General features: G+C 38.0%; 20 protein-coding genes and 1 other annotated feature. Of the genes, 2 read left to right on the forward strand and 18 right to left on the reverse strand.

Going from position 1 to position 23,243, the window contains the following annotated elements; translation table 11 throughout:
* Positions 1 to 47: 47 nt before the first annotated feature.
* From ACRRMM_RS16860 to ACRRMM_RS16915, 12 genes are all read right to left on the reverse strand, one after another.
* A complete protein-coding gene (locus ACRRMM_RS16860) occupies positions 48 to 3,140 on the reverse strand; it encodes an AAA domain-containing protein (RefSeq protein WP_432450920.1) in 3,093 nt (1,030 codons plus the stop codon).
* A gap of 252 nt (positions 3,141 to 3,392) precedes the next feature.
* A complete protein-coding gene (locus ACRRMM_RS16865; RefSeq protein ID WP_428828716.1) occupies positions 3,393 to 3,974 on the reverse strand; it encodes an Imm64 family immunity protein in 582 nt (193 codons plus the stop codon).
* A 6-nt stretch (positions 3,975 to 3,980) separates the two neighbouring features.
* Complete coding sequence (locus tag ACRRMM_RS16870; RefSeq protein ID WP_428828717.1) at positions 3,981 to 4,841, reverse strand: SAR2788 family putative toxin; 861 nt, start codon at positions 4,839 to 4,841, stop codon at positions 3,981 to 3,983.
* A 1-nt stretch (position 4,842) separates the two neighbouring features.
* Entirely contained in the window at positions 4,843 to 5,652 is an 810-nt protein-coding gene (locus ACRRMM_RS16875) for a S8 family serine peptidase (protein ID WP_428828718.1), read from the reverse strand.
* A gap of 568 nt (positions 5,653 to 6,220) precedes the next feature.
* Entirely contained in the window at positions 6,221 to 7,906 is a 1,686-nt protein-coding gene (locus ACRRMM_RS16880) for an AAA family ATPase (protein ID WP_317328372.1), read from the reverse strand.
* 45 nt (positions 7,907 to 7,951) lie between these two features.
* A complete protein-coding gene (locus tag ACRRMM_RS16885) occupies positions 7,952 to 9,031 on the reverse strand; it encodes a dsDNA nuclease domain-containing protein (protein WP_317328374.1) in 1,080 nt (359 codons plus the stop codon).
* Positions 9,032 to 9,513: 482 nt separating this feature from the next.
* Entirely contained in the window at positions 9,514 to 9,993 is a 480-nt protein-coding gene (rlmH, locus tag ACRRMM_RS16890; RefSeq protein ID WP_035390089.1) for a 23S rRNA (pseudouridine(1915)-N(3))-methyltransferase RlmH, read from the reverse strand.
* A gap of 80 nt (positions 9,994 to 10,073) precedes the next feature.
* Positions 10,074 to 10,244, reverse strand: coding sequence for a CxxH/CxxC protein (locus ACRRMM_RS16895; RefSeq protein ID WP_008360116.1), 171 nt, complete (start codon positions 10,242 to 10,244; stop codon positions 10,074 to 10,076).
* A 164-nt stretch (positions 10,245 to 10,408) separates the two neighbouring features.
* On the reverse strand, positions 10,409 to 11,236 hold the full coding sequence (locus ACRRMM_RS16900; protein ID WP_041092085.1) for an energy-coupling factor transporter transmembrane component T family protein: 828 nt from the start codon (positions 11,234 to 11,236) through the stop codon (positions 10,409 to 10,411).
* Positions 11,227 to 12,942 carry an ABC transporter ATP-binding protein gene (locus ACRRMM_RS16905; RefSeq protein ID WP_144683164.1) on the reverse strand — a complete coding sequence of 572 codons (1,716 nt, stop codon included), beginning with the start codon at positions 12,940 to 12,942 and terminating at the stop codon, positions 11,227 to 11,229. The genes ACRRMM_RS16900 and ACRRMM_RS16905 overlap by 10 nt, the downstream gene beginning before the upstream one ends.
* A gap of 19 nt (positions 12,943 to 12,961) precedes the next feature.
* Complete coding sequence (locus tag ACRRMM_RS16910; protein ID WP_024718471.1) at positions 12,962 to 13,519, reverse strand: ECF-type riboflavin transporter substrate-binding protein; 558 nt, start codon at positions 13,517 to 13,519, stop codon at positions 12,962 to 12,964.
* A 14-nt stretch (positions 13,520 to 13,533) separates the two neighbouring features.
* Entirely contained in the window at positions 13,534 to 14,394 is an 861-nt protein-coding gene (locus ACRRMM_RS16915; RefSeq protein WP_007497378.1) for an SAM hydrolase/SAM-dependent halogenase family protein, read from the reverse strand.
* A gap of 111 nt (positions 14,395 to 14,505) precedes the next feature.
* Positions 14,506 to 14,776: a binding site (T-box leader), on the reverse strand.
* Positions 14,777 to 14,968: 192 nt separating this feature from the next.
* Here ACRRMM_RS16915 and ACRRMM_RS16920 point away from each other — a divergent pair.
* Positions 14,969 to 15,658 (forward strand): ABC transporter permease, encoded by a 690-nt coding sequence (locus ACRRMM_RS16920; protein WP_008347476.1) that lies wholly within the window; start codon positions 14,969 to 14,971, stop codon positions 15,656 to 15,658.
* Positions 15,659 to 16,540: an ABC transporter ATP-binding protein gene (locus ACRRMM_RS16925; protein ID WP_428828719.1), complete on the forward strand. Its 882-nt coding sequence runs from the start codon at positions 15,659 to 15,661 to the stop codon at positions 16,538 to 16,540.
* A 39-nt stretch (positions 16,541 to 16,579) separates the two neighbouring features.
* On the opposite strand, the gene ACRRMM_RS16930 is transcribed toward ACRRMM_RS16925, so the two are convergent.
* The 6 genes from ACRRMM_RS16930 to walK all read right to left on the reverse strand — a co-directional run bounded on the left by ACRRMM_RS16930 (position 16,580) and on the right by walK (position 23,240).
* Entirely contained in the window at positions 16,580 to 17,044 is a 465-nt protein-coding gene (locus tag ACRRMM_RS16930) for a GNAT family N-acetyltransferase (protein ID WP_428828720.1), read from the reverse strand.
* A 68-nt stretch (positions 17,045 to 17,112) separates the two neighbouring features.
* Positions 17,113 to 18,300 carry a S1C family serine protease gene (locus ACRRMM_RS16935; RefSeq protein ID WP_025208320.1) on the reverse strand — a complete coding sequence of 396 codons (1,188 nt, stop codon included), beginning with the start codon at positions 18,298 to 18,300 and terminating at the stop codon, positions 17,113 to 17,115.
* Positions 18,301 to 18,381: 81 nt separating this feature from the next.
* Entirely contained in the window at positions 18,382 to 19,176 is a 795-nt protein-coding gene (locus ACRRMM_RS16940; RefSeq protein ID WP_007497388.1) for an MBL fold metallo-hydrolase, read from the reverse strand.
* Positions 19,177 to 19,182: 6 nt separating this feature from the next.
* Positions 19,183 to 20,046, reverse strand: a complete 864-nt coding sequence (locus ACRRMM_RS16945; RefSeq protein WP_216895331.1) for a two-component system regulatory protein YycI — start codon at positions 20,044 to 20,046, stop codon at positions 19,183 to 19,185.
* On the reverse strand, positions 20,033 to 21,412 hold the full coding sequence (gene yycH / locus ACRRMM_RS16950) for a two-component system activity regulator YycH (protein ID WP_017359976.1): 1,380 nt from the start codon (positions 21,410 to 21,412) through the stop codon (positions 20,033 to 20,035). Before yycH ends, ACRRMM_RS16945 begins: the two co-directional genes overlap by 14 nt.
* Complete coding sequence (gene walK / locus ACRRMM_RS16955) at positions 21,402 to 23,240, reverse strand: cell wall metabolism sensor histidine kinase WalK (protein WP_017368444.1); 1,839 nt, start codon at positions 23,238 to 23,240, stop codon at positions 21,402 to 21,404. The genes yycH and walK overlap by 11 nt, the downstream gene beginning before the upstream one ends.
* Positions 23,241 to 23,243 lie beyond the last annotated feature (3 nt).

Raw genomic sequence — 23,243 nt, forward strand, 5'->3', positions numbered from 1 at the left:
CCCCTAAGCGTGGTTCAGTTGTACATATATATTATAAGCTCGGAAATTTACTTATTATTATAGTCATTAATTATTGATATAGTCTTGTTTGCAACTTCACTTCCAAGAGATGCATACAATTTCTTATCACCAATAATATAAAATTCTTCTTTAGCTCGAGTGGCCGCAACATTCATTATATTGGGCTCTGAAACAGCCCATTTTGCTGCCCCACTGCTATTGGAATCTGCTCCTAGGACAAAATAGACAATTTTCGCTTCTTTTCCTTGAAAAGTATGAACAGTTCCTACATTTGTAGCCTTACCATCTTGACTCTTAGTAAAATCAATTTCTTCTAAAACTTTTGCAACTTGGTAAGCCACGTTTTTAAATGGAGAAATCACATAGATTTCATCAGCTAAATCTGAATTCACTTGTAATCGCTCAGTAATTTGTTTTTTTAGTAAATCCGCTTGTTCTTTAACGTATTTGTCATTCGCCTTTCCAACACAATGAAGCCACTCTGATGTCCCTTGCACCTCATCTTCATTTTTACCTTGTACCATTAAACCATCATAAGAAATTTCATTAGAAATCGTGAACATTGGATAGTTTGAACGTCTATGTACCCACAGTGGAATACCAATCCATTCGTCTTCGTTTTTTTGGAATCCATACTGACTAGTATCATCTACTATTGTTTGAGTGGATGCATTAGCAGATACAAATTTTTCGTCTACATTATAGTGTCTTCCAATCAAAGTTAAAACATTTGGATCTAAATTTAATACGGGCCTTATTTGTGAGGGGTCCCCAACAACCATTACTTTTTTACTTCTAAAAATGGCTCCAACACTTGCCTGCGGTAATGCTTGACCAGCCTCGTCAATAAATAAGTTGCCTATTGAATTTTCCCTCAGGTTTTTAAACATTCGACCAAAACTTGCAAAAGTAGTACTGATAACTGGCACAGCAAAATTGATCCATTGCCATGCTTCTGAAATTAACTCATGGCCATTCTCTTTCGCAATGTAATTTGATTGTTTATTCCAGATAATCCTTGCTGCCTTTAAATTTCTTACATTCTCAGAGAGGAATTGCTTTCTCACTTTTAATGCTGAAATAAATAATTCTGATTGTAAAATACGAAACTCCTTAGTAAACCAAGGATTAGACTTTTGGAGTTCTTCGTATGATAGAGAAAAATCTATTTCCTTAATTCCACTTTGTGATTTGACCTTTTCAAATGCATCAATTTCTTTTTTCATTTTTCCCAGATCATTATTCTTAGCATTCACCCAACGTTCAAAGGTAGATTTTCTTTCCATCATTTGTTTTTGAGTATGCTCTTTTTTAACAGCATTTTTCGCTAGAAGATTTTCAAGCTGTCTATAATCATTTGTAAGTGTTGTTTTTTGTTGAGTTAGCTCATTTAAGTGTTCATTCACACTGCTTAGCTTTTTGAAATAATGTTCGACTTTAGATTTATTAAATATTTTCTGAAACCATAAAAAACTAGGTTTTTGTGAAGTAAGAACATGATAATTTCGTTCAGCTTGTACTTCTGCCCTTGATAAATTTTCAAGTTCAACAGAAACATTAGATAAAACTTTTTGAAACTTTAATTCCTCTTCTCTAAGCCTCTCTAATTCAGCTTTTGCTTCTTTTTCATTACTAGTCAAAACTGTATGTTTTTCTTTTTTCTCATTTTCAAATTCTTTAACTTGATTGATATATTTGATATTTAGTTTTCGTATTTCATAAAATTTTCGACTATATTTTTCTACTTTGTCTCTTTCAACTTTTAATTTATTATAAAGCCGTTTGAATTCCTGATATACTCCCGTATTCGATTGATCATCTTCCTCTAAATCTTTTTCAATTGCCTCTATATTGAGAAGCAATTTATTCATGTTGATTGAATTTCCACCTTCTAATGAAAAAACACCCCAATTTATATCATTGAGCAGTTCACTTATAATGTATCGATCTTTCCCAAATCCTTCTCCTATTAGTTGAGAATTAGAAATATCTTTGAAATAATTTGCTTTCTCTAATTGATCTTGAAAACATTTTGGAATCTCTTCTTTCACCGGTAATTCATTAACGATATTTTGGACTGCTCCATTATTTGAACTTGCCACAATAATATTTTTATCAGAAATAGATCGTGGTAAAACGCCAAGTTTAGCATTTTGCCAATAGGTCAGACTACCTTGAATCACTTTATTAGAAAGATTTGAAATAGCTAGTGCCTGTTGTACGACTAAATCAGCAAAAATATCCTTCAACAATGTTGTCTTGCCTGTTCCTGGTGGCCCGTTAATACTTCGGATATCGTTATTGTCGTTTAAAGCTAAATTGACAGCAACTTGTTGCATAAAGTAGGGAGCATAATCAGGATTTGATGGAAAGCGCCCTAACGGATAATATTTTGGTTTTAAAGCAATCTCCTCAAAAATATAAGCATTAAAATGCTCAGACTCTTTATGACTGTCTAGATTTCTTCTATTTCCAGTAAATCCGTTAAAATATCTGTTTATATTTTCAGTATTAATTAACTTTGCCATTTTTAAATCTTCAATAAAGAAGGAATGTAGATTAATATCCTCATTATCAAGATGTCGTATGAATTTATAACGGAAATTGTCTACTGACACATGATACTTTTGTATAAGTTCAGAGAACACATGATGAAAACCCTCTTCAAATTTTCGATCTAATTCCTCTCTAAATAGAGTTTCAACTTTTAAAAAATCATCAGGTAAATGGCCATGTCCACGGATATACCCGCTCATTGTTAAAAACAATTTATCAGATACCAGGTTGAGTTGATGATCAAAATATAAAGCGAAAGTAAATTTTTCCGAATGACTGATTTCCTCATAATTTTTCTCAATATTATATTTTTCTCTCAAAATATCAACAACTTCTTGGAAATTGAAAATACCAAAATAAAATATGATTCCAGACTTTTTAAAGGCTTTATCTGACATATTATTTTGTTGTTTTTGATGAGATAAAAAATTCATAAAGAATTGTTGCCAATCTTTTTCAATACGATGAAATGTCTTTAATAATCTGCCACTTTTATTAATTGAACCTTCTGCTAACTGCTCTATTGTAATCCATGCATTTAGAATATCTTCCTTTTTATTCATGCTATATCTCCTGTTATCGAGCATATTTAAATACCGACAATTATACTTTTGAATAGTCTTTGAGTCTTTAATATTAAATAATAACATACTTTTCCAGTGTCACTCAATTCCATATTGCAGTTAATATGAAGCTGCAAAATACCAACTAAACTTATTTAACAATTTTTTATAATAACCTTTCTATAGATGGTTTTATTACGCCATTAAATAAATAAAGCGTCATTCAATATGATTGAATGACGCTTGCTAGATCTATAAATGAACTAATTCTGTTCTCTTTTTTTGAACAGATAAACCATCCATTCCAACAGAACCATAATAAATAGCTAATTTATCTATTTTACCAATTATTCCCACCGGGTAATCAGCTTCTCCAATGAAATCTTCAAAATCATCTGGGTGGACATCAACCTCAATTTCGTGACCAATGAACGCATGATGATAAGATATATCTTGATAAAGTTCAATTAAAAATTGAAGCATTTGATTTTGCAGATTAAATACTTCTTGAGAGGCTACTTCTTCCCAATTAAAATCTAGTAAGAAACCAAAGTATCCATCTTCTATATGAATTGTTAATCTTACTGGTTTAGAGCTATTTAATAGATTTAATACTTCAAATTCTGTATAGTGACCAGACAAATATGAATCTTCGATGATATTTTTACTTATACTTTGTTCAATCCAATTTTCTCCATCTGAATCTATACTATACTTTACTTTTTTAAAGGACACATCCCTTTTTTTTAAGGAATTTACGAAAGACTGAAAAATTTGAATATGATCATTTTCACGGAAAACAACACCAACATTTACAGATCCACCTATACCCATTATTAATCACCTCTTAACTATTAACTCACCGATTCTAACATAGTTATTTTTTTGTTTCGTTGAGAGCTTATAACCAGTAATAAATTCACCGTTCTGCTTGAAAAATGCAGCTTTATTCCCCTTTAAATGCATCATAACGTAACCTGATTGTCCACTATGCTTTGTTCTATATACATGACTTGAACGACTTACATGGTTTCTTAGAGCTGTTTCAAATTTTTTTGCATTTGCCTTGCTATAAGATCCTTTTACACCAAAATCAACAGCATGTTTAAATTTCTTTTGTAGCTGCACAGATTTAAACGTAACTGCAGTAACAGCTCTTAAAATTTGACTTCTTGTATACATCTTAAAAGCAATCTTAGCAGAAGTTCTGATAATCACACCTAAAATAATAGCTGGTAAAATAGAAGCCTCAATTTCTTCAGAATTAACAGTGTATTTTTCACCAGAGTCTTTATCTGTTAAGGTAGCTTTAAACGTTTCATTATCCGCCTCTTCAACGGCAATGTCATATTCTTTGTTAATATGTTTACCATTTTCATCAATAATAGATGACGTAAAGTTCATTTCTTCTGTTTCTAAGCTCATTTCAAGGTCACCCTTAACTTCAAGATCTTCTGAGTTAAAGGTAGTTTCAATATGAAGTGATTCTTCTTCTAAATCAATTAAATTAATATCCAATTCATCAGTATAATCAATATTTAATTCATCATAGACTTCTTGCTTAATCTCATCAAACTGATTTTCTAACAATTGATTATTTACTTCATTAGTTTCACTAATTGCTTCGACTTGATTTATTGGTAAATTTACAATTGCCATCGCAGTCACTATTAATATAGTTATTATTTTTTTATACTTCATTTTAGGCTCCTTTATGATTATAGATTATTAATCCGTTCCCTTGCTCATCATCATTTAAAGATTGAACTTTTCGGGATTCTTGTTTCAACTTTTTCGTAAGTTCATCAACATTTAACTTCTTAGATTTACTCAAGTAATCCTGAACATACAGTGAAATTACACCAGTAACATGTCCGGCTGCAAAGGAGGTTCCAGTAAACAAACTATATTCCCCCCTATGATTAGTAGAGAGTATATCAACTCCTGGTGCAATATAATCTATCTTTCCTCTTGCCGCTGAGCTTGGCCTTTTAAGATTTTTTTTAATAGAATTAACTGATATCACATTTGTGTATTTCGCTGGATACTCTACACCAGTTCCATATGTATTACCTGCTGCAGCTACTATAATTATTCCATGTGACACTGCTTTATCAATGGATGACTTTAATTTAGCTTTATTAGTAACTACACCTGAACTGATATTGATTATATGTACACCTTCTTTTATGCTCCATTCAATACCCTTTATTAAAGAATCAACATCTCCTTTACCTTGTTGATTCAAAACCTTAACATCATAAAGCTCCACACCTGAATGATTGTAACTTGTTATACCTTTATTAGATTGTCTTGCTCCAATGATTCCTGCCACGGCAGTGCCATGACCAAAATCATCGGTGACAGGTCTTTTTGGAGTAACAGCATTATATTCCTTTTTAACCATACCTTTTAAATCTTGATGTTGTTGATTAATACCGCTGTCTAAGATAGCTATTTTAACTTTAGTTCTTCCTTCGCTTCTTCCACTGTTTATATATGGATCAAGCAACTTAATATTCCATTGGACTTTTATGTCTTCACTGAAGTTAGCTTTCTCACTCTCTTTATTCGTATTGTTTAAGTTATTAAATACAAAAAAAACAATTAAGAAAACTAACACTATTATACTAATTATAAACGTGTAAATTTTTATTCTTATATATAAAACCTCCTATTCATGACTTAAGAATCACTTAAATTCAAATATATAATAACTTATTATAATGGAAAATTCAATATTTTTATCCATAATTAGTTATTTAACAAACATAATTATTAACTTAATTACTTTTAATTTTAAACAAAGGCTTTGGACAATTTCCTTTGTTTGTAGCTGTCATTAATCAAACATAAAAAGATGTTCAGAAGCTTTGAAAAACTCCTGAACATCTTTATAGTTTATTTAAAAATTTTTCCTTTGATTATTGAGATAATTCTTTTGAAGGAATAGACATAAGCATTTTTAAAACTAATAAAATTCACTCACTTATGATAAGGCTCACCGTGATGTATCTAGATAGGTTTCTAAAACAAAATAACACCTTTCATACGCTTGATACAAAAGATGTGTTTAATATTCATTCACATTTTTCCAATAAATCTTTTATTTCTACAGAAATTGTAGGGTAATCACTCTTTCCAAGCAAGCTGTATTTCTCATTCAAAATAAGAGTTTTCCCTTCCAAATTTATTTCATTCATTTCAACAAGACCCAAAATTAATTGTGAACCTTCTGGTTTTTTTTCTATAATAAAGTCTAACATCTTATCCAAGTTTGCTTTTTCTTGGTCTTGTTGGTTAGGAGAGTCAATAACTATTGGACAAAACACTGAAGTTGAATACTCTTTCATTATTTCAAGAATACTAAAATAATATGCTAATAACGCTCTAGGTTTACCACTCCCAGTTTCCGCTATTTTGGAAGTGATTGATTTATAAGATTTTTCGCTCATTGTTAATACATCTAGTTTCATTAAATTACTCTGCATTAAGTTAAAGTATTTTGTTCTAATTTCTTTTTTTCGTTTCTTATCTTCGAATTCTTTTAAATCTTCTTTTAAATCCTCGATTTGTTGCTCATTATTATATATCTCATTATTTAATGAACTTATTTCTTCCTTCATAAGTAAGTTCATTTCTCTTTTACCTTCATTTAAAATTATATCTTTTAGCTTTACTGCTCCTTGCTTTTTTGAGAGAATATCCTTTATTTTTTCTTGCTCATTATTATTCTTATCATAAATTTTGTATTCAGATTGAATACTTTCTATAATTTTTTTTAAGTCTGAATTCAGAATAAACAACAAATCTTTACAAGTATCTTCATCTTTTGCAATCGCAAAACGCTCTGCAAATGAGTTCTCATAAATATTACCGCACGTCGGACACTCTACAGAATCAGTTTGATCCATTGCAAATTCAAAATCATCCTTTAATTCATCTATAGTGCTGTTAACTACTTTGATTTGCTGTTCTATGTGTATCTTATGATTTTCTAACTCTAAGATTTTCTGTTTTAACACAGTACCTTTTTTGTTTAATACATCATATAACGATAATAATTCATCAATCTCTTTTTTAAATTGAACTGTGTCAATAGCTACAACTTCCTCTTTTATTTGATTACTAATTTTTGAGATAAAGTTGCTCGAAATTTCCCTTTCATTCTCCAGTTCAGATATTTCTTTTTTATAGTTTCTTATTGTTGCGTTTATTTCATAATATTCATTCGGTCTTATGCCAGTATGATAATTTACTACATCATTTCTCCAATTACTGAATTGAGAAAGTCTATCAAAGGACTCCCAATTCCTATTCCAGCTTACATCCTGGTCAATGTAAAAAGGTAGAAGAAAATAAGCTGGAGGAGGGATAAGTGATTCTCCCTTTTTATTATTAAGAACCAGTTTGTAATTAAACAATTGGGCAATGAAAGGCCCAATGCCATTAGTGATACCTTTAAAAGTATCTATAACATTCATTTCGTCATCAAAAACAGCAAAAAACCTTTCTTTTCTAAGAATAGAATAAATTTCTCCATCAAGAGAGAACTTAACTAAAGAAATAACATTTGCATTCTTCCATTTAGGATGTAAGTCCTTTGGGTCAGCTCCAAATGTCCAATAAATACTTTTTATTAATGACGATTTTCCAGTATGGTTATCTCCCCTTATCACTGTTATGTTTGGATGAAATGTTACCTTCTTTGCCTTTTCTTCTAGAAACGACACTAGTTTTATTTCTCTTATTATCATTCTTTTCATAGTTATCTAACCTCAAATTCCGAATTAGTCTTCTGAAATTTCCGCTCATTTACTGAACTCCATTAAAATTATGACCTTGATATAATATTCACTATAAAATGAATTGGATTCTTTAGATATATACTCGTTATATACCGGCTTTAATAAATCATGTTGTAAATTTATAATCTGTTTTTCTTTATATGGTTCTATCATTTTTGAGATAATAGTGATTGTATTTCTCAATTTCAAATTAGCATAATTCATCTTATCTACTCTATAATCATCCCATGCCTGTTTTATTTTAAGCCGGTCTGAAAAAGGCATATTTTCTTGCAAAAGGGAGTCATTAATAAATTCCCAGCGCTCCTGTTCTTCGTCATCTGTTGAGAACATTTGAATTTGTTCTTTAAATTGTTCTCGGCTAATTCCTTTATGCTTCGCTAATTCTTCGAAAGAAGAGATGTCACTTTCATAGTTGTTTTTTACTTTCACTTCACTAAATATTGCATCGTAAATAACGCTAACCTTGTATTTTGAATCAGGATTTTGTTTTTCAATAAACTCTGATAATTTACCTTTCAGATAAGTTTCTCGATTATCCACTAATAATTCAGATACCTCAAAAAACGTCATTTCAACAAAATCTGGGTTATCTTTCAATTGATGCTCATCTATCACCTTGCGGATAATTTCTGAGATGGTTACTTCTTCTAGCTCTGAAAGACAAATTTTTTTCTTTGTAATGCTCTTTTCTCCACATAATAATTTTAAATTATAAGTGTAATTCGAAATGAAATTAAGTGATAAAGTATGCTCTGGAAATTGCATCTTGCATTCATACATTTTCCCTAAAATTGATAAAGAAGGTCCTTCTGCTCCTGCTTTTCTTTTTGTTAAAGAATTCAAAGTCCAATTCTTTGAACTTGTTTTTATTTGAAAAAAGGAAATGTTTTCAGGGTCTGTAGCTGAATCATAAACAACTACATCATCGTAATAATCCATAACTAATAAGAAGTCTTCTTCAACTTCATACATTTCCATCATCTTTAAAATAGCCCAATCTTTTTGATAATCAAATCTATTTGAAGAACGGGGACCACTAATATCTCTCGGCTTAACAAATGAGTCTTTTAGTTTATCCATGTAATCAATCCTATTCATTCTCAATCTGAGAGTTGTTTATTATTATATGAATAAATAACTTTCCTCAATTGTATCAATAAAACAGTTTGCTAACAACATTTATTACCAATTTATACTCTTCTAAAATAACTATAACTAGATATTCAGAGACGCATATTTCAACATTTTTTATCACTAGTCTTACTTTGTATTGAGATTCCGAGCTGGGCTCTGAATAAACTCTGATAAATCCATATCCTGTTCGCTTACTTTTGTCCTTTAAACTTTGGATACTGCGGTTTACTCAATACCCCATGGGTTGGAGCAAGATATATTTCTAGTGTAAGTTACTAAGATTGTCTCGATTCTGCTGTACAATTCATTACCATTGGATCTTCTCCTTAGGTTGTATAGTAAGGAACTCTGTTACCATTTCTGCTATTTAATTTTTTAAAATATAAAAAGAGCGATCTTAAAAGACCACTCTTTCATAAAAACCTCACTCACTTATGATAAGGCTCCCCCCGAACAATCCGAAACGCCCGATAAATCTGCTCCACCAACACCAATCTCATCAACTGATGCGGAAACGTCATCTTCGAAAACGACAGCTTCTCATTCGCACGCTGCATCACAGCATCACTTAACCCAAGGGACCCCCCTATGACAAAACACACTTTACTTTTTCCGTATGTTGCCAGCTTATCTATTGTATCGGCTAATTCTTCGGAACTTTTCATTTTTCCTTCGATGGCGAGGGCGATGACGTGGGCGTCTGGGTTGATTTTGCTTAGGATGCGTTCGCCTTCTTTGTCTTTGATGATTTTCATGTCTTGCTCGCTGAGATTCTCGGGTGCTTTTTCGTCTGCGAGCTCAATGATCTCGATTTTTGCGTATGCTTGTAATCGTTTTGTGTATTCGGCTATGCCTTGCTTTAAATATTTCTCTTTTAATTTTCCTACTGTGATAATTGATATATTCACAGGTCATCCCCACCTTAAGAACAAGTTATTCATATAAGTTATCAACAATTGTGGATAAAATTTGTGTATTTTGTGTCCGATCATTCGTTCCCCACTATATATATTGCAGGTTCATCGCACAATTCACAGGTTGTGGATAAGCTGTGTGTATGTTCGATTTTTCTGAATTCTGGCGGTGTTTCGTGATCATCTATGTACATGTCTAGTACGGTTTCTATATGTTCTGCACAAGCATAAAGTGATTTGTTCATAAGTTTCTAATTCCTCCAATATGTTGTTTGGTTATTCACAAGTGTTTCGCTCATTGTTCAATATAACCGATTTATTCACATGTTAATAGTCTTTTACCATTTTCCACACCTTTTATCCACAAACCAAATAAAAAAGCCTCCACTCCTGTGAAGGCTTCCTTCTATCAAAACGGATTGTAAAATCTCGTTCCTCTAACAAATGTAATCACTAGCGACACAATCAGTACCGCTCCAACAAAGATTAACGCCGCATAATCTGCTTTTTGAAAGTCTTTCGCCGTAAACCATGTGCGCTTTTTATGCTTTCCAAACCCGCGCAATTCCATCGCATTGCTGATCGTTTCAATCCGCTCTAGGCTGGAGAAAATCAGCGGCATTACAATCGACAGCGCATTTTTAATCCGTTTTCCCAGTTTTTCATTCTTCGATAAATCAATGCCTCTTGCTTGCTGAGAAATGGCAATCGTTCGAAAATCACGCTGAATATCTGGGATGTAGCGCAGAGCAATCGCTACCGCATACGAAATCCGGTAGCTGACCCCGATTCTGCTGAGCGATGAGGCGAATTCACTTGGATTTGTTGTCACGATAAACAAAAGCGCCGCTGGCATCACGGTCACGTATTTCAGTGTAATGTTCAATTGATAGAAAAGCTGTTCAAGTGTGACGTTGTACCAGCCTGCAATATGAAATAGCTCGTGCTTTGCTCCGTAGATGGCGACACCTTGCTGGGGAGCAAAGATGTAAATGGCGATGTTGTTGATCACAAGAAAAATCGCCAAGACAATCACTACGAAAGAGATATCACGAAATCGCACATTCGACAGTTGAAAGAACACGATACTGGCTACCAACATAAACACTAAAACGCCTGTATCATATGTGAGCATCGCTGCGGATGACCAGAGGATAAAGCAAATGAGTTTGGTTGCCCCTGTCAGCCGGTGAATTGGCGACGGGCGATCGATATAAGACAGCATGTCTACAGCCATGTCATTCGTTCCTTTCTGTCAACCTCAATGAAGCGATCCACGAGTTCATTTGGATTTGGCCAGTCTGCTTTTAGCGCCAGTTCATAGAGCGACGTTTCTTTTAAGCTCGCCTTTTGGACTAGCAGCTGATCTGTCAGCACTTTGGCTGGTGTATCATCTGCGATTTTTTCTCCATCTGAAATGACAATGGTTCTTGTTGTGTATTCGAGCATGAGATGCATATCATGGGTGATCATCAAGATCGTGACGCCCTGCTGATTTAATTGCTCTAAAAATGTCATCATCTCTGTGTAATGTCTAAAATCCTGTCCGGCGGTTGGCTCGTCTAGGATGATGATTTCTGGCTCTAACACAAGAATGGATGCAATGGTAACGCGCTTTTTCTGTCCAAAACTGAGTGCTGAGATCGGCCAATTTCGAAATGGATACAGCCCGCATACTTTTAAAACCCGCTCTACACGATCCTTGATGTCGTCTTCCTTTACGCCTCTTAAAACGAGACCGAGGGCGACTTCATCAAAAATCATTTGTTTCGAAATCATTTGATTTGGGTTTTGCATGACGACGCCGATTCGTTCGGAGCGCTGCTTGATGGTGTCTCCTGTGATGTCATCGCCATTTAAAAGGATTGTCCCTTTTGTTGGCTTTTCAAATGCACAAAGCACCTTGGATAGTGTCGTCTTGCCTGCGCCATTGGCACCGGCGATGCTGATCATTTCTCCTTTTTTGACGGTAAAAGAGATATTGTTCAGTGTGTTGGGTCTTGTCGGATAATCAAAGCTCAGCTCACGCACTTCTAGTAAATCCGGCGCTTCATTCTGCTCGACTGATGGCTCAGATGCTTCCATCCATTGTTCGATTTTCTCTTTTGCCTCGTCATTTAAGGTGAGATGCTGTAAATTAGCGATCTGATCTCCTGCTTCAACCGGAATACCTGCATATTTCATCGCTCTCACATATAAAGGCTCACGTAAATACGCCGCTTCTAATACATTTGAGGCGAGCAATTCATCTGGTGTCATATCCGCTGCAATCGTGCCGTCATTGACAACGATGATGCGGTCGACATGGCGGAAGAGGACGTCTTCCAATCGATGTTCCACCATCACGACCGTTTTTTTCGTTTCTTTTTGCAGACGGTCAATGAGGTCGATCACTTCTTTGCCTGTTGCGGGATCAAGGCTTGCCAGTGGCTCATCAAACAGCAAAATGTCGACATCGTTGACAAGTACGCCTGCGATGGCGACACGTTGTTTTTGACCGCCTGACAGCTCATGCACGGATGATGCCAGTTTGCCGTCTACCTCTGTTAATTTTGCCGCTTTCTCGACACGTGTTTTCATTTCTTCGCGTGTGACTTGATCATTTTCTAGTGTGAACGCGATATCTTCTCCTACGGTCAGCCCGATAAATTGACCATCAGGATCTTGCAGCACCGTTCCGACGAGCTGTGAAAGAGAGAAAATGTTCTCTTTCTCTGCATTTTTCCCGCCGATGTGAAGACTTCCTTCCATAGAACCTTTATAAGACGCAGGAACTAGCCCATTGATACAATGGGCTAGTGTGCTTTTTCCCGATCCAGACGGTCCTGCGATGAGGACTTTTTCTCCTTCATAGATGGTCAGGTTGATATCTTTCAATGTTGGTTCTGCCTGACTGCGATACTTGAATCCGAAATGTTCGAATTGAATCATCGGTTTCTTCATTTATGTGTTCCACCTTGCTTCATGATGTTTCTTTCGATAGACTGCCGCTTTTGCTTCTTGTTTTCGCATAAGCCGCAATGATGATGGTGCCTAGTACACCGACTGTGATGATGTTTGAGATTCCTGCTACGATGCCTTGAACAAACACTTTATTTGCAGGTTCTGCATAGATCACAATGTCGAGTACCGGCGCAATGACAAACCAGCCTAATGCTTGTGCGCCGGCTTGGACGGCGTTGAAGAGCGTGATTTTTTTCCAGCCAAAGTCGCCCTCTTCTACTTTTAAACGGTTCGAAATGAGGCCGATCAATAAACCAACAACACCCGAAACGATAATCCAGCTCCACCAAGGTCCAAATGTGGTGGCATCTTTAATGAGATGACCAATAAATCCAATCAATGCGCCTGCAATAGGACCAAATAGCACGGCCATTAATGCAAGGAACGCGTACGATGTTTCAATTTGTGTATTCGGAATCCCAGTTGGAATGGAGACGAAGCGTCCTAAAATGACAAAGACGGCTGCGCCAATCCCGATGGCAACGACAGTTTTCGTTGAAAGTTGTTTACCTGCCATGATGTTTCCTCCTCTTATTCGTATATAATGCGCGGAGCTTTGCGAATCGAAAGGCGCCAGCCTGTGCCTGTACCGATGTTATAAGCCTTTGCAAATGACCCTTGATTGATCGCCACGCCTAAATGATCGAGTGAATTGACATATACGAGTGGTTCGCCTACCTTTAAATCGGCAAAAGATCGTCCATAGGTCATGATATTTTTATACACATTTTTTGGCCCGTTGGCAATGGTAACTTCTATTGCATCCCCATAATTGATTGAAAGCTGTTCAAATAACGTATGATGAATGTTTGTCCATAGGTTTCCGAACCGCACATCTAAAATATCAATCGTCCCTGTGATCACTTCTTCTTCCGCATAAGCTTGTACGACTGGAAGGTGAATAATGTCCTCTATATTCGCCTTTGGCCCGACCTCTTCAAAAGAAATCACACCTGAAGCAATTCTCGCGCCTGTATAGGCGTAAATGTCTCTACCATGAAATGTATGTGATTTGCCTGACTTCGGCAGACGGTTGATGGTTTCATCTAGATAACGGGCTTCCACGATGCCAATATCCTGCGCAACATGCGTAAGTGTCCCGTTATCTGGTGTGATGATATAATGTGAGCTTGTTGTTTTGACGACAAGGCTCTTTCGCTCTGATCCAACGCCTGGGTCAACGACGGAGACAAACACCGTTTCTTCCGGCCAATATGTGACCGTCTGAAGCAAGCGATAAGACGCTTCCCAAATGTCATATTGGGGAATGTTGTGAGTTAAATCAAAAATGCGGATGCCACTGCTCACTGTATTGGCTACGCCGTACATTGCGCTGACCGCTCCATCATCAATACCGAAATCTGATTGTAAAACCAATGCATGTTCACTCATGTTAATCTCCCTTTCATTTGAAAAAATGGTTGTGGTGTTTCACGTGGAACATTTGAACATTTGTATGAAAAAAAGTGGACAATAAAAAATACCCCATCCTTATCTATGAATCATAAGGACGAGGTATTTGTCTCGTGGTACCACCTTTATTTACTGTTTGCTCGCGCTAAACAGCCTCTACAAGTACAAAGCTCCAATTTGGCTCATATACTGTGGTTTTGATAACGAGTACCAACTCTCGTCGTCACCTACTAATATCATGGATATGTTCAGCACGAGGCTCAGAGACCATTTTTCGAATCATTATTTTTGCTTCTTTTCAGCTGCCGAAGCTCTCTGTGGAAAAATTGATGATTGTACTTTCTCTCGTCATTGCCTGTTTAACTATCTTGAATTAAAGCTATCATACATGATGTTTTTTGATAAATCAAGATATTTTTCTGAACATTTTTAAAAATGAGTTAACTGTTCTGGAAGAGTCTTCTTTTTTATAAAATTTAAGCAAATGTTAAAGAGCGAGATATGGTGTCTTTCTTTTCTAGCGGTATAATAAAGATGAAGGGAGGTACAGTGTGTGTGGACCATCTGTATGAATGAATTTAAGCAGCTCTTCAAAAGCACAAAATCCATCTTAACTATTGTTATTATTTTCATTTTATCTACTTTTGTATCAAGTCTTCCATTTATAGCTGCTTATCAAGGGAAGTGGGAACAGGCAAAGGACCCTTATTCCATTGGGAATGAACTAGTGATTTCGTTATTTGGTTTCTTCCTTATTTTTTTATTATCTCATGATATTTTGAGCCGCGAAATTCATTTGAAAACCATTCGTTTTCTCGTCAGCAAAACGACCCGTTTAAACATTGTCATCGGGAAATATCTTGGGCTGATGCTGTTTTGGCTCAGTTGCATTATGACCACATATATATTAAATATGGTGATTTCACATCGTTTTCTGTTCTCTGATGCCTTAAAAATATTAACGTTTATCAGTGTCGGCATCTCCTGTGCTTTGTTTTTGTCCATGCTCTTTCCAACACCACAGAAATCGATGTTTGTTGGCATGTTGTTTTCCTTTCTATTTCCAATCATGAGCATGATGTCTGTTCTTTCTTCAGAACGGTTGATTCACTGGTTCCAATACGTGACGCCTTATTATTATGCGCGCTGGAGTGAACCGCTGACCTATGTGCTGATGAATGCCGCATTGACTGTTGTCTTACTCGTTGGAACGGCACTACTGTTTCAGAGGAGGGATGTCTAAGTGCTTCACACAAAAGGGCTGACAAAAAAATATCGGACAAAAGTCGCAATAAATCATATTGATCTTGATATCCATCAAGGGGATATCTTCGGCCTCATTGGACCGAAGGGTGCTGGTAAGACAACCTTTTTTAATATCATTACAGGGATCTCCCGCCCCACCTCTGGCACGTTTATCATGATGAACATGACGTCGTTAAAAAAAGTACGTCATCATATCGGTGTTCTGCCTGAATATACGGATTTATATGAAGGGCTGACTGCTATTGAGCATATTGCCTATTTATCGAAAATTACGGGTACACGCCAGAAAACGAGCTATTATGAAGAATTACTCGAATATGTTGGCTTACATCGTTATCATCAAGAGAAGGTCGGTGCCTTTACACCTGGAATGAAGAAGCGGCTCGGAATGGCTCAAGCCATCGCTCATCAGCCTGACTTTATTTTACTTGATGAGCCTTTTGCGGATATTGATGCAGATTCTATCTTACATATCCAGCGGGTGATTGAATCGTTAAAATTTGAAGGCAAAACTGTCTTTTTAACAGCAGACGGGCCAAGGTTCACCCAGCCTATTTGTACCAAAACAGCTTTCATATCTGAAGGAAAAATCGTGTCCTCAAGTACTCATCCTCAAGAGAAAACCATCACGTCCTCAACCATTCGTGCCACCTTCAAGCATGCATGGATTGATGATGAGGTGAAGCCTGTTCTCACGCAGTACTTACAAAGTGTGGGAACAGACCTTGTGATCAGAGATGACGAGACCTCATTGTTGATTCGTTCAGAAGCTCAAGTCCCAGCCATCATCCGTGCGTTTGTGAAATGCAAAGTCGACCTATACCGAGTCACGACGCAAGATGCCATGATGTCCACATAAAAAAGTACCGTACGCTCGCCGCACGGTACTTCTCTTTTTTTATAAAGGCTTGCTCATGTAAATCCCAGTCTCAGCAAACCCCGTTTTCTCATAAAGTGAGCGGGCGATTTGATTATGGGCAAAGACATGCAGCGATAGTTTTTTCACACCTAATGACTTTGCCTGCTCTTCTAATGCAGTCATGGCCTGTTTTGCCAAGCCTTTTCCTCGATACGCTTCAAACAAAATAAAATTATAAATAAAGCCTTCATGTTGGGGATGATCTGGATCATAGCAAAGCCATACCCATCCAATGGATTCGTCTCCATGCATGAATGTCCACAGCTCATGATCCTCTGTCTGAAGACCTTCAGGTAGCAGCCGCTCAAATTGTTCCTCTGCGTTCTTTTGCGCTTCTTCCTGATTCCACGTCCCTGCGTGTACCTTTTCTTCTGCGTACCGCTTAATGGCCTTCTCTATCAAGACGTCATAATCCGTTTGTGACATCGGCTGTAATGTGACCAAACGTATCTCCCCCTTTTCTTTATCATATGCCGGGCATATAAAAAAAGCCAGTCCCTTATAAGAACTGGCTAGCCACCGAACCGATCGGTTTGGGAGAGTTTGATCTCGACTGATTTTTTCTTTCCGCTTCGGTAAAATTGCACCTTTACCTTGTCGCCTACTTTCTTTTGATAAAGATATTTACGCAGATCGACGATATTTTGTACTTCCTTGCCGTCAAACGACGTCACGACATCCAGCTCTTTTAACCCTGCTTTCCCTGCTGGAGACAAAGGCTCGACACTCATCACGACGACTCCGGTTGTGACCTTTGATGGCAGTTTTAACGTTTCCTGCCAATGATAGCTCGCAATATCTGCTAGTGATTTCATCCCAACACCAAGGTACGGACGCTTCACCTCTCCATAGCGCTCTAAATCCTCTATGACAGGGATCACCAGATTCGCAGGAATAGACAGCCCAATCCCTTCCACCTCTGACTCAGCAATCTTCATTGAATTGATGCCGATTACTTTGCCGTCCATATTGATCAAGGCTCCGCCGCTGTTCCCAGGATTAATGGCGGCATCCGTTTGCAAAACTTCCGCATTCCAATCCGTCTGTCCGTCCCCATTAGAATCAACAGGGATCGCACGCTCCGTTCCAGAAATCACACCTTGTGTGACGGAGCCAGCAAATTCAAGGCCTAATGGATTTCCAATGGCGATGACAGGCTCACCTGGTTTGACATGGTCTGAATTGCCGAAGGCGGCGGTTTTCTTGATCTTATCACTTTTGACCGTAAGTACCGCTAAATCCATCAGCTGATCACTGCCGACAAGATTTGCCCCGATCCTTGTCCCGTCCTGAAGGCTCACTTCAAGCTGGTTTGCGCCTTTGATGACATGATGGTTGGTCACGATATAAAAGGTGTCTCCTTTTTTTTTATAAATCACACCTGACCCGCTGCCTGCTTCACCGCCTTCTTCCCAAAAGCTCGACTTTTGAATGTTAATGACGCCGACAACTGTATCCGACATACTCGATACCACTTTTGTGACCGCATCATTCACGTTCACATTGACGGTCTTTAAAGGGCCATCTGATGCCTGCTGATCTCCAGCTGACTGCCAGCCAAAGGGGCTGCCGCTTTGTCCAGACACATAGGGGAAAAAGAATCCCATTAAAAAAGCTCCTACCAATACACCGATCAGACCAGATAGGAAATATCCTTTTCTGCTTCGTCTCGGCTTCCACTCTACATCGCGATAATCCACTATGTTTCCTTCCTTTCAGTGAATAGATGATGTATATAGTGTTGGTAAGAAGCTCTTATCTTAATCATACGATTGTAAAAATCATACGGCGCAAAGCGGGGTTGCTTTTTTCGGGTCCGTATCATATAAATCAAAGCCATCCCCTACAACAAAGCCCTTCATTTCAAGCGTCTGCTGGACCGCCATACGAGCTAAGTCCTTCATGTTGTTGTCTTGACTCAAGTGGGCCAAATAAATGCGTGAGGTGGCGTCTCCAATCACGTCTGTCATAGCAAGAGCTGCATCTTCATTGGATACGTGTCCGACATCGCTCAAAATTCTGCGTTTAATGCTCCATGGGTAGCGCCCCATTTGCAGCATGCCGACATCATGGTTGCTCTCAAATACGAACGTATTGGCTGATTTAATAATCCCTTTCATCCGGTCACTCACATAGCCTGTATCCGTCATGAGGGCAAGTTTACGCCCGCCATAATGGAATACATAAAACATGGGCTCTGCCGCATCATGTGATACGCCAAATGATTCAACATCGAGACCGCCGAATGATTGAACCGTCTCCATATCAAAGTGGAATTTCTGCTCCGTATCCACTTTCCCAATATGTGACTCCATCGCCTTCCATGTTTTCGCATTTGCATAGACAGGAAGCTTGTACTTTCTTGCCATCACACCGAGTCCTTTAATATGATCTGAGTGCTCGTGTGTGACAAAAATTCCGTCCAAGTCTTCAGGCTTGCGATCGATTTGACCAAGCAGCTCCACCATCTGTTTGCCGCTTAAGCCTGCATCTACTAAAAAAGCATGCTCATCTGTTTCTAAATAAAAAGCGTTCCCCGTACTTCCGCTCGCTAGTACACTGAACTGCAAGCTCATGTTCTCTCACTCCAATGAAGATTTGTCTTCTTTCTCTATATGATCAAGTGTTGAGCCATCAATGGCATTGATCAAATATTCTTCTTCTGTCTTTTTCTTTGAACCAGCTGCCACGCCTTCAATCTCTACTCGCCATACAGGAACCATGACTTGAGTGCTTGCACCTGGGTATTGCGTGTAGTAGCCAAGCTCCACTTTTTTCACTGTCGTGTTTTGGCTCAGCATATTTTGTGTATATAAGTCCTTCACCGTTTCAAGCGCTGGGACAAGGGTTTCTTTTCTCACTTCATTAATCGATGTCACCATCGACTGCCGATACGAGACGACCTCGTTTTGATCGTTCACATCCAATGTGATCTTCCCGATGGTTTCGGTGTCATCAAGACCTTCTTGGAAGATGTATTTTCCTTTATACGTTTGGAAAAAGACGATTTCACCTGATTCTTCATCGATGCTCCAGAGCTTATAATTCTTGCCATCCAGTAAACGCTGGCTCACAAGATTGGTCGCTGCTGTTTTCATATCTTTTTTCGGCAATGCGACTGGTTTATTGAAGGTCATTTCAAGCAGGGTGACAGGATCATCTTTCTCGGTTTTCGGGAATGTGCTTTTCGTCTTTTGATCAGCTAATCCGTCGACATCCTTTTTCGTATATTGCTTTTTCTCAGCTGTAATGCGGTATCCAATCTTCGCTTCATCTGATAGATTGCCATATTTGATTCCGTCTGCCTTCATTTCTTCCAGCGTATCTGTTTTTTCGATAATCGCAAAATGATCGGTCGATCGCTTTTCAAAGTATTGAAAACCTAGAAAGATATCGAGAACGAGAAAGGCTAGGATAAAGATCGTTTTGGTCTTATTCCACTCCATGATTCTCGCTCCCCTCTGTCAGCAAATCATTCGATAAAATGACGGTTTTTCCGTTATATTTCATACACCATACCGGCTCTAGCCAGACAAACATCGCTTGATCCTGATCTGATGCCGTGGATGTCGCTTGATAGGCAGGGAAAATCTGTTCAATTTTCTCTAAATCATCATACTTCGTCTGCTTGATGATCAAGTTTTTCAGCTCTGTCCCATTCATCAGTTTGACCTGTTCACTCTGACTCGCTTTGTTGCCGAGAATGTAGTTTGGACGCTTATAACTCAAGATGTCATCATTCGCCCATTGTACTTCAAGTGATGTCATACCAAATGGATGTTTTGTGCTGTTGACGATCGGCAGTCCATCCATAAACATATTAAAGGACAGCTGCTGGTTGCTGTTAATGCCGAAGTATTGATAATTATCGGTAAAACTTCCGGTATCATTGAAATACTTCACGCTTCGCTTGATCAAATCTCCCGTTTGGAATACGGTACTAGAATTGATATTACGATGCTGATATTGGATGCGGTGGTCTTTTTGATTTGCTTCAAGACGACTCGTTCCATCTGTATACACCGTCCGGTTTAAATTAGATTCCTCCCCAACTAGACTTGGGTCTGTAAACAAAGCGTCCTTGAATTTGCTTGTCTTAATCGTTTCGATAAAGAACATTTTCGCTTCAAGCTGCTTTTGCTTCTGCGGCAGAAGGAAATCTCGTTTTGAATTCGTAGAGAAAGTATATAGATCATAGCGCGGCATCTCGTTTTGAGCGGCTGCAATACTATCCATCAGATTACGATAGTTGGCTGATTCAATCGTCAGCTCAAGCACCGTTTCCTTGCTGTATGAAACCAAATAGACTTTCTTATTGGCCTTATCCGGCTGAGCAAACGGCACAATCATCCGGTCAAATGAGTTGTATTCAATGGATTTATTCGGCCATTTAAACAGCGCTTGGAAAATATCAATCGGAATCGGATCATTGAACACAAGATCCAATGTTTTGCCTTGCCCCTCGCGTCCATAGAAGAAATTCTTAAATTTCTGCTCGGAATATTGGTCCGACACATCGGCAATCTCTTTTACATCCCACAGGCTCACATCATTCCAAAAGTTTTGGAAGAGTTCCTTTTGATCGACTTTGAAATGCTCTCCATTGGAATGGATGAACATCTCACGCGGCTTCACGACATCAATGAGACTCCGAGGCTCGTCGCTTGAAATCTTCTTCGTTTCCACGACCTGTGTGCCGGCATCAGCCTGATCCTGCATGACGGGCTGGAACATCCAAATATTCCATGTAAACACAAGACTGATCGCAATTAGGATTGTCAATATAATGGTTTTAAAGGTCTCACGCTTCATCCCAATCATCCTCTTGTTCTTCATTGTACGGAAGGCTAAAGGTTACTGTTGTGCCTTTTCCTTCAATGCTGTCAGCCCAAATATCTCCGCCATGAGCCTGAACCATTTCTTTTGCAATCGCAAGACCTAGGCCGGTTCCGCCAAGCTTTCTTGTTCTTGCCTTATCCACTCGATAAAAACGTTCAAAGATTTTATCCATATCCTTCTTCGGAATACCGATTCCTTCATCTTTGACACTGAATAACACAAGACCTTGCTCCTCATCCAAATCGACAGTGAACGTAATATGTCCACCCTCTGGCGAGTATTTCATAGCATTGGAAATGATATTATCGAGCACCTGAGTGATTTTATCTTGATCAATTTCCACATATATTTCACGCTGCGGCAAGTTGCGGATGAAATCGACATGCTGCTCCTTCGTCATTTCAAAACGATCAATGACGAGCGAGATAAACCTGATAAAATTCGTCCACTCACGATTGAATTGATAATCCTTGCTGTCGAACTTAGACAGCTGGAGCAGGTCATTCACAAGTCTAATCATGCGCTCTGTTTCATTTTGCGTGACACTGAGGAACCTTGGCGCAAGCTCTTTATCACCAATCGCACCTTCAGCGAGAGCCTCAAGATAGCTTCGCATCGTCGTAAGCGGTGTGCGCAGCTCATGGGATACGTTCGCCACGAATTCACGACGTTCCGCATCAATTTTTTCCTGCTCGGTTACGTCATAAATGACTGCAATTAAACCATCAATCTTCCCATGCTCTTTCTGAATCACTGAGAAATTCACACGCAAAACAGACAACTGATCTTCACGTTCAATTTCTAGCAGCATGGAGTCTTGATTTTCGACTAAATCTTCAAATGTATGAGTTTCTTCTAAGCCAAGCAAGGATGTGATCGGCATCTCTAGAGCTGTTTCACGTGAAACATTCAAAAGCTCTAGTGCCGGGCTATTTAATAGAATAATGGCCCCGTTTTGATTCGTGGCAATGACGCCATCCGTCATATATGCGATAACAGAAGAAAGCTTTTTCCTCTCACCCTCTGTCATCAGCTGCGCTTCCTCCAGCTCTCTCGTCAGATGGTTAAATGTCGTTGCTAGTTGACCAATCTCATCATGTCCATACTTTCGGACCTTTCTGGAAAAGTTCCCTTTGGCGAGCTCGATCGCTTGCTTTCTCATATCCGAAATTGGGTGTGTAATGGTTCTGAATATGAATATACCAAGTAGAGCGGTCGTCCCAAGTGCGATGAGTGTACCCGTCGCCAAAATGGTGTTGATCGTTCGCATTTGGTTAAAAACACTTTCCATGGATGAGACCACATAAATGACACCAACAGTTTCTTGGTTCTCATTTTTCACGGCTGTTGCTGATATGCGGACTCGTTTATTCGATTCTGGGTCATAGAATTTTTTCTCATAGTCTTTGCCAACCGCGAAAATACGGCTAATGATTTGATCTGTGATTTTCTTCCCGGCAATCTCTTGACTGCCGTTATTCACAGAGGCAATGACTTCTCTGCTTTCGTCAATATAGCTGACTTCAGAAATTTCATTAGACTCATCTTTGTTGTTAAAATCGTTTAAGATCTTTTGAGCATCCTCTTTTAATTCTGCCTTGCTTTTCGATGAATCTTGTTCTAGGTAATACGATAACGAGTAGATTCGCTGATTCAAGGAATTATCATATGAATTAATTAAGGACTGCTCTAGCTGCTTCACAAAGTACACGCCAATGATCTGCATGGCAACAATGATCAGCAGCACATAAATCAAGGTCAATTTAAAGTGAATCGAGCGAAAAAAACCTACTTTACTCATAAG

The organism is Bacillus sp. XT-4 (assembly GCF_050864245.1).
Taxonomy (GTDB): Bacteria; Bacillota; Bacilli; order Bacillales; family Bacillaceae; genus Bacillus; species Bacillus altitudinis.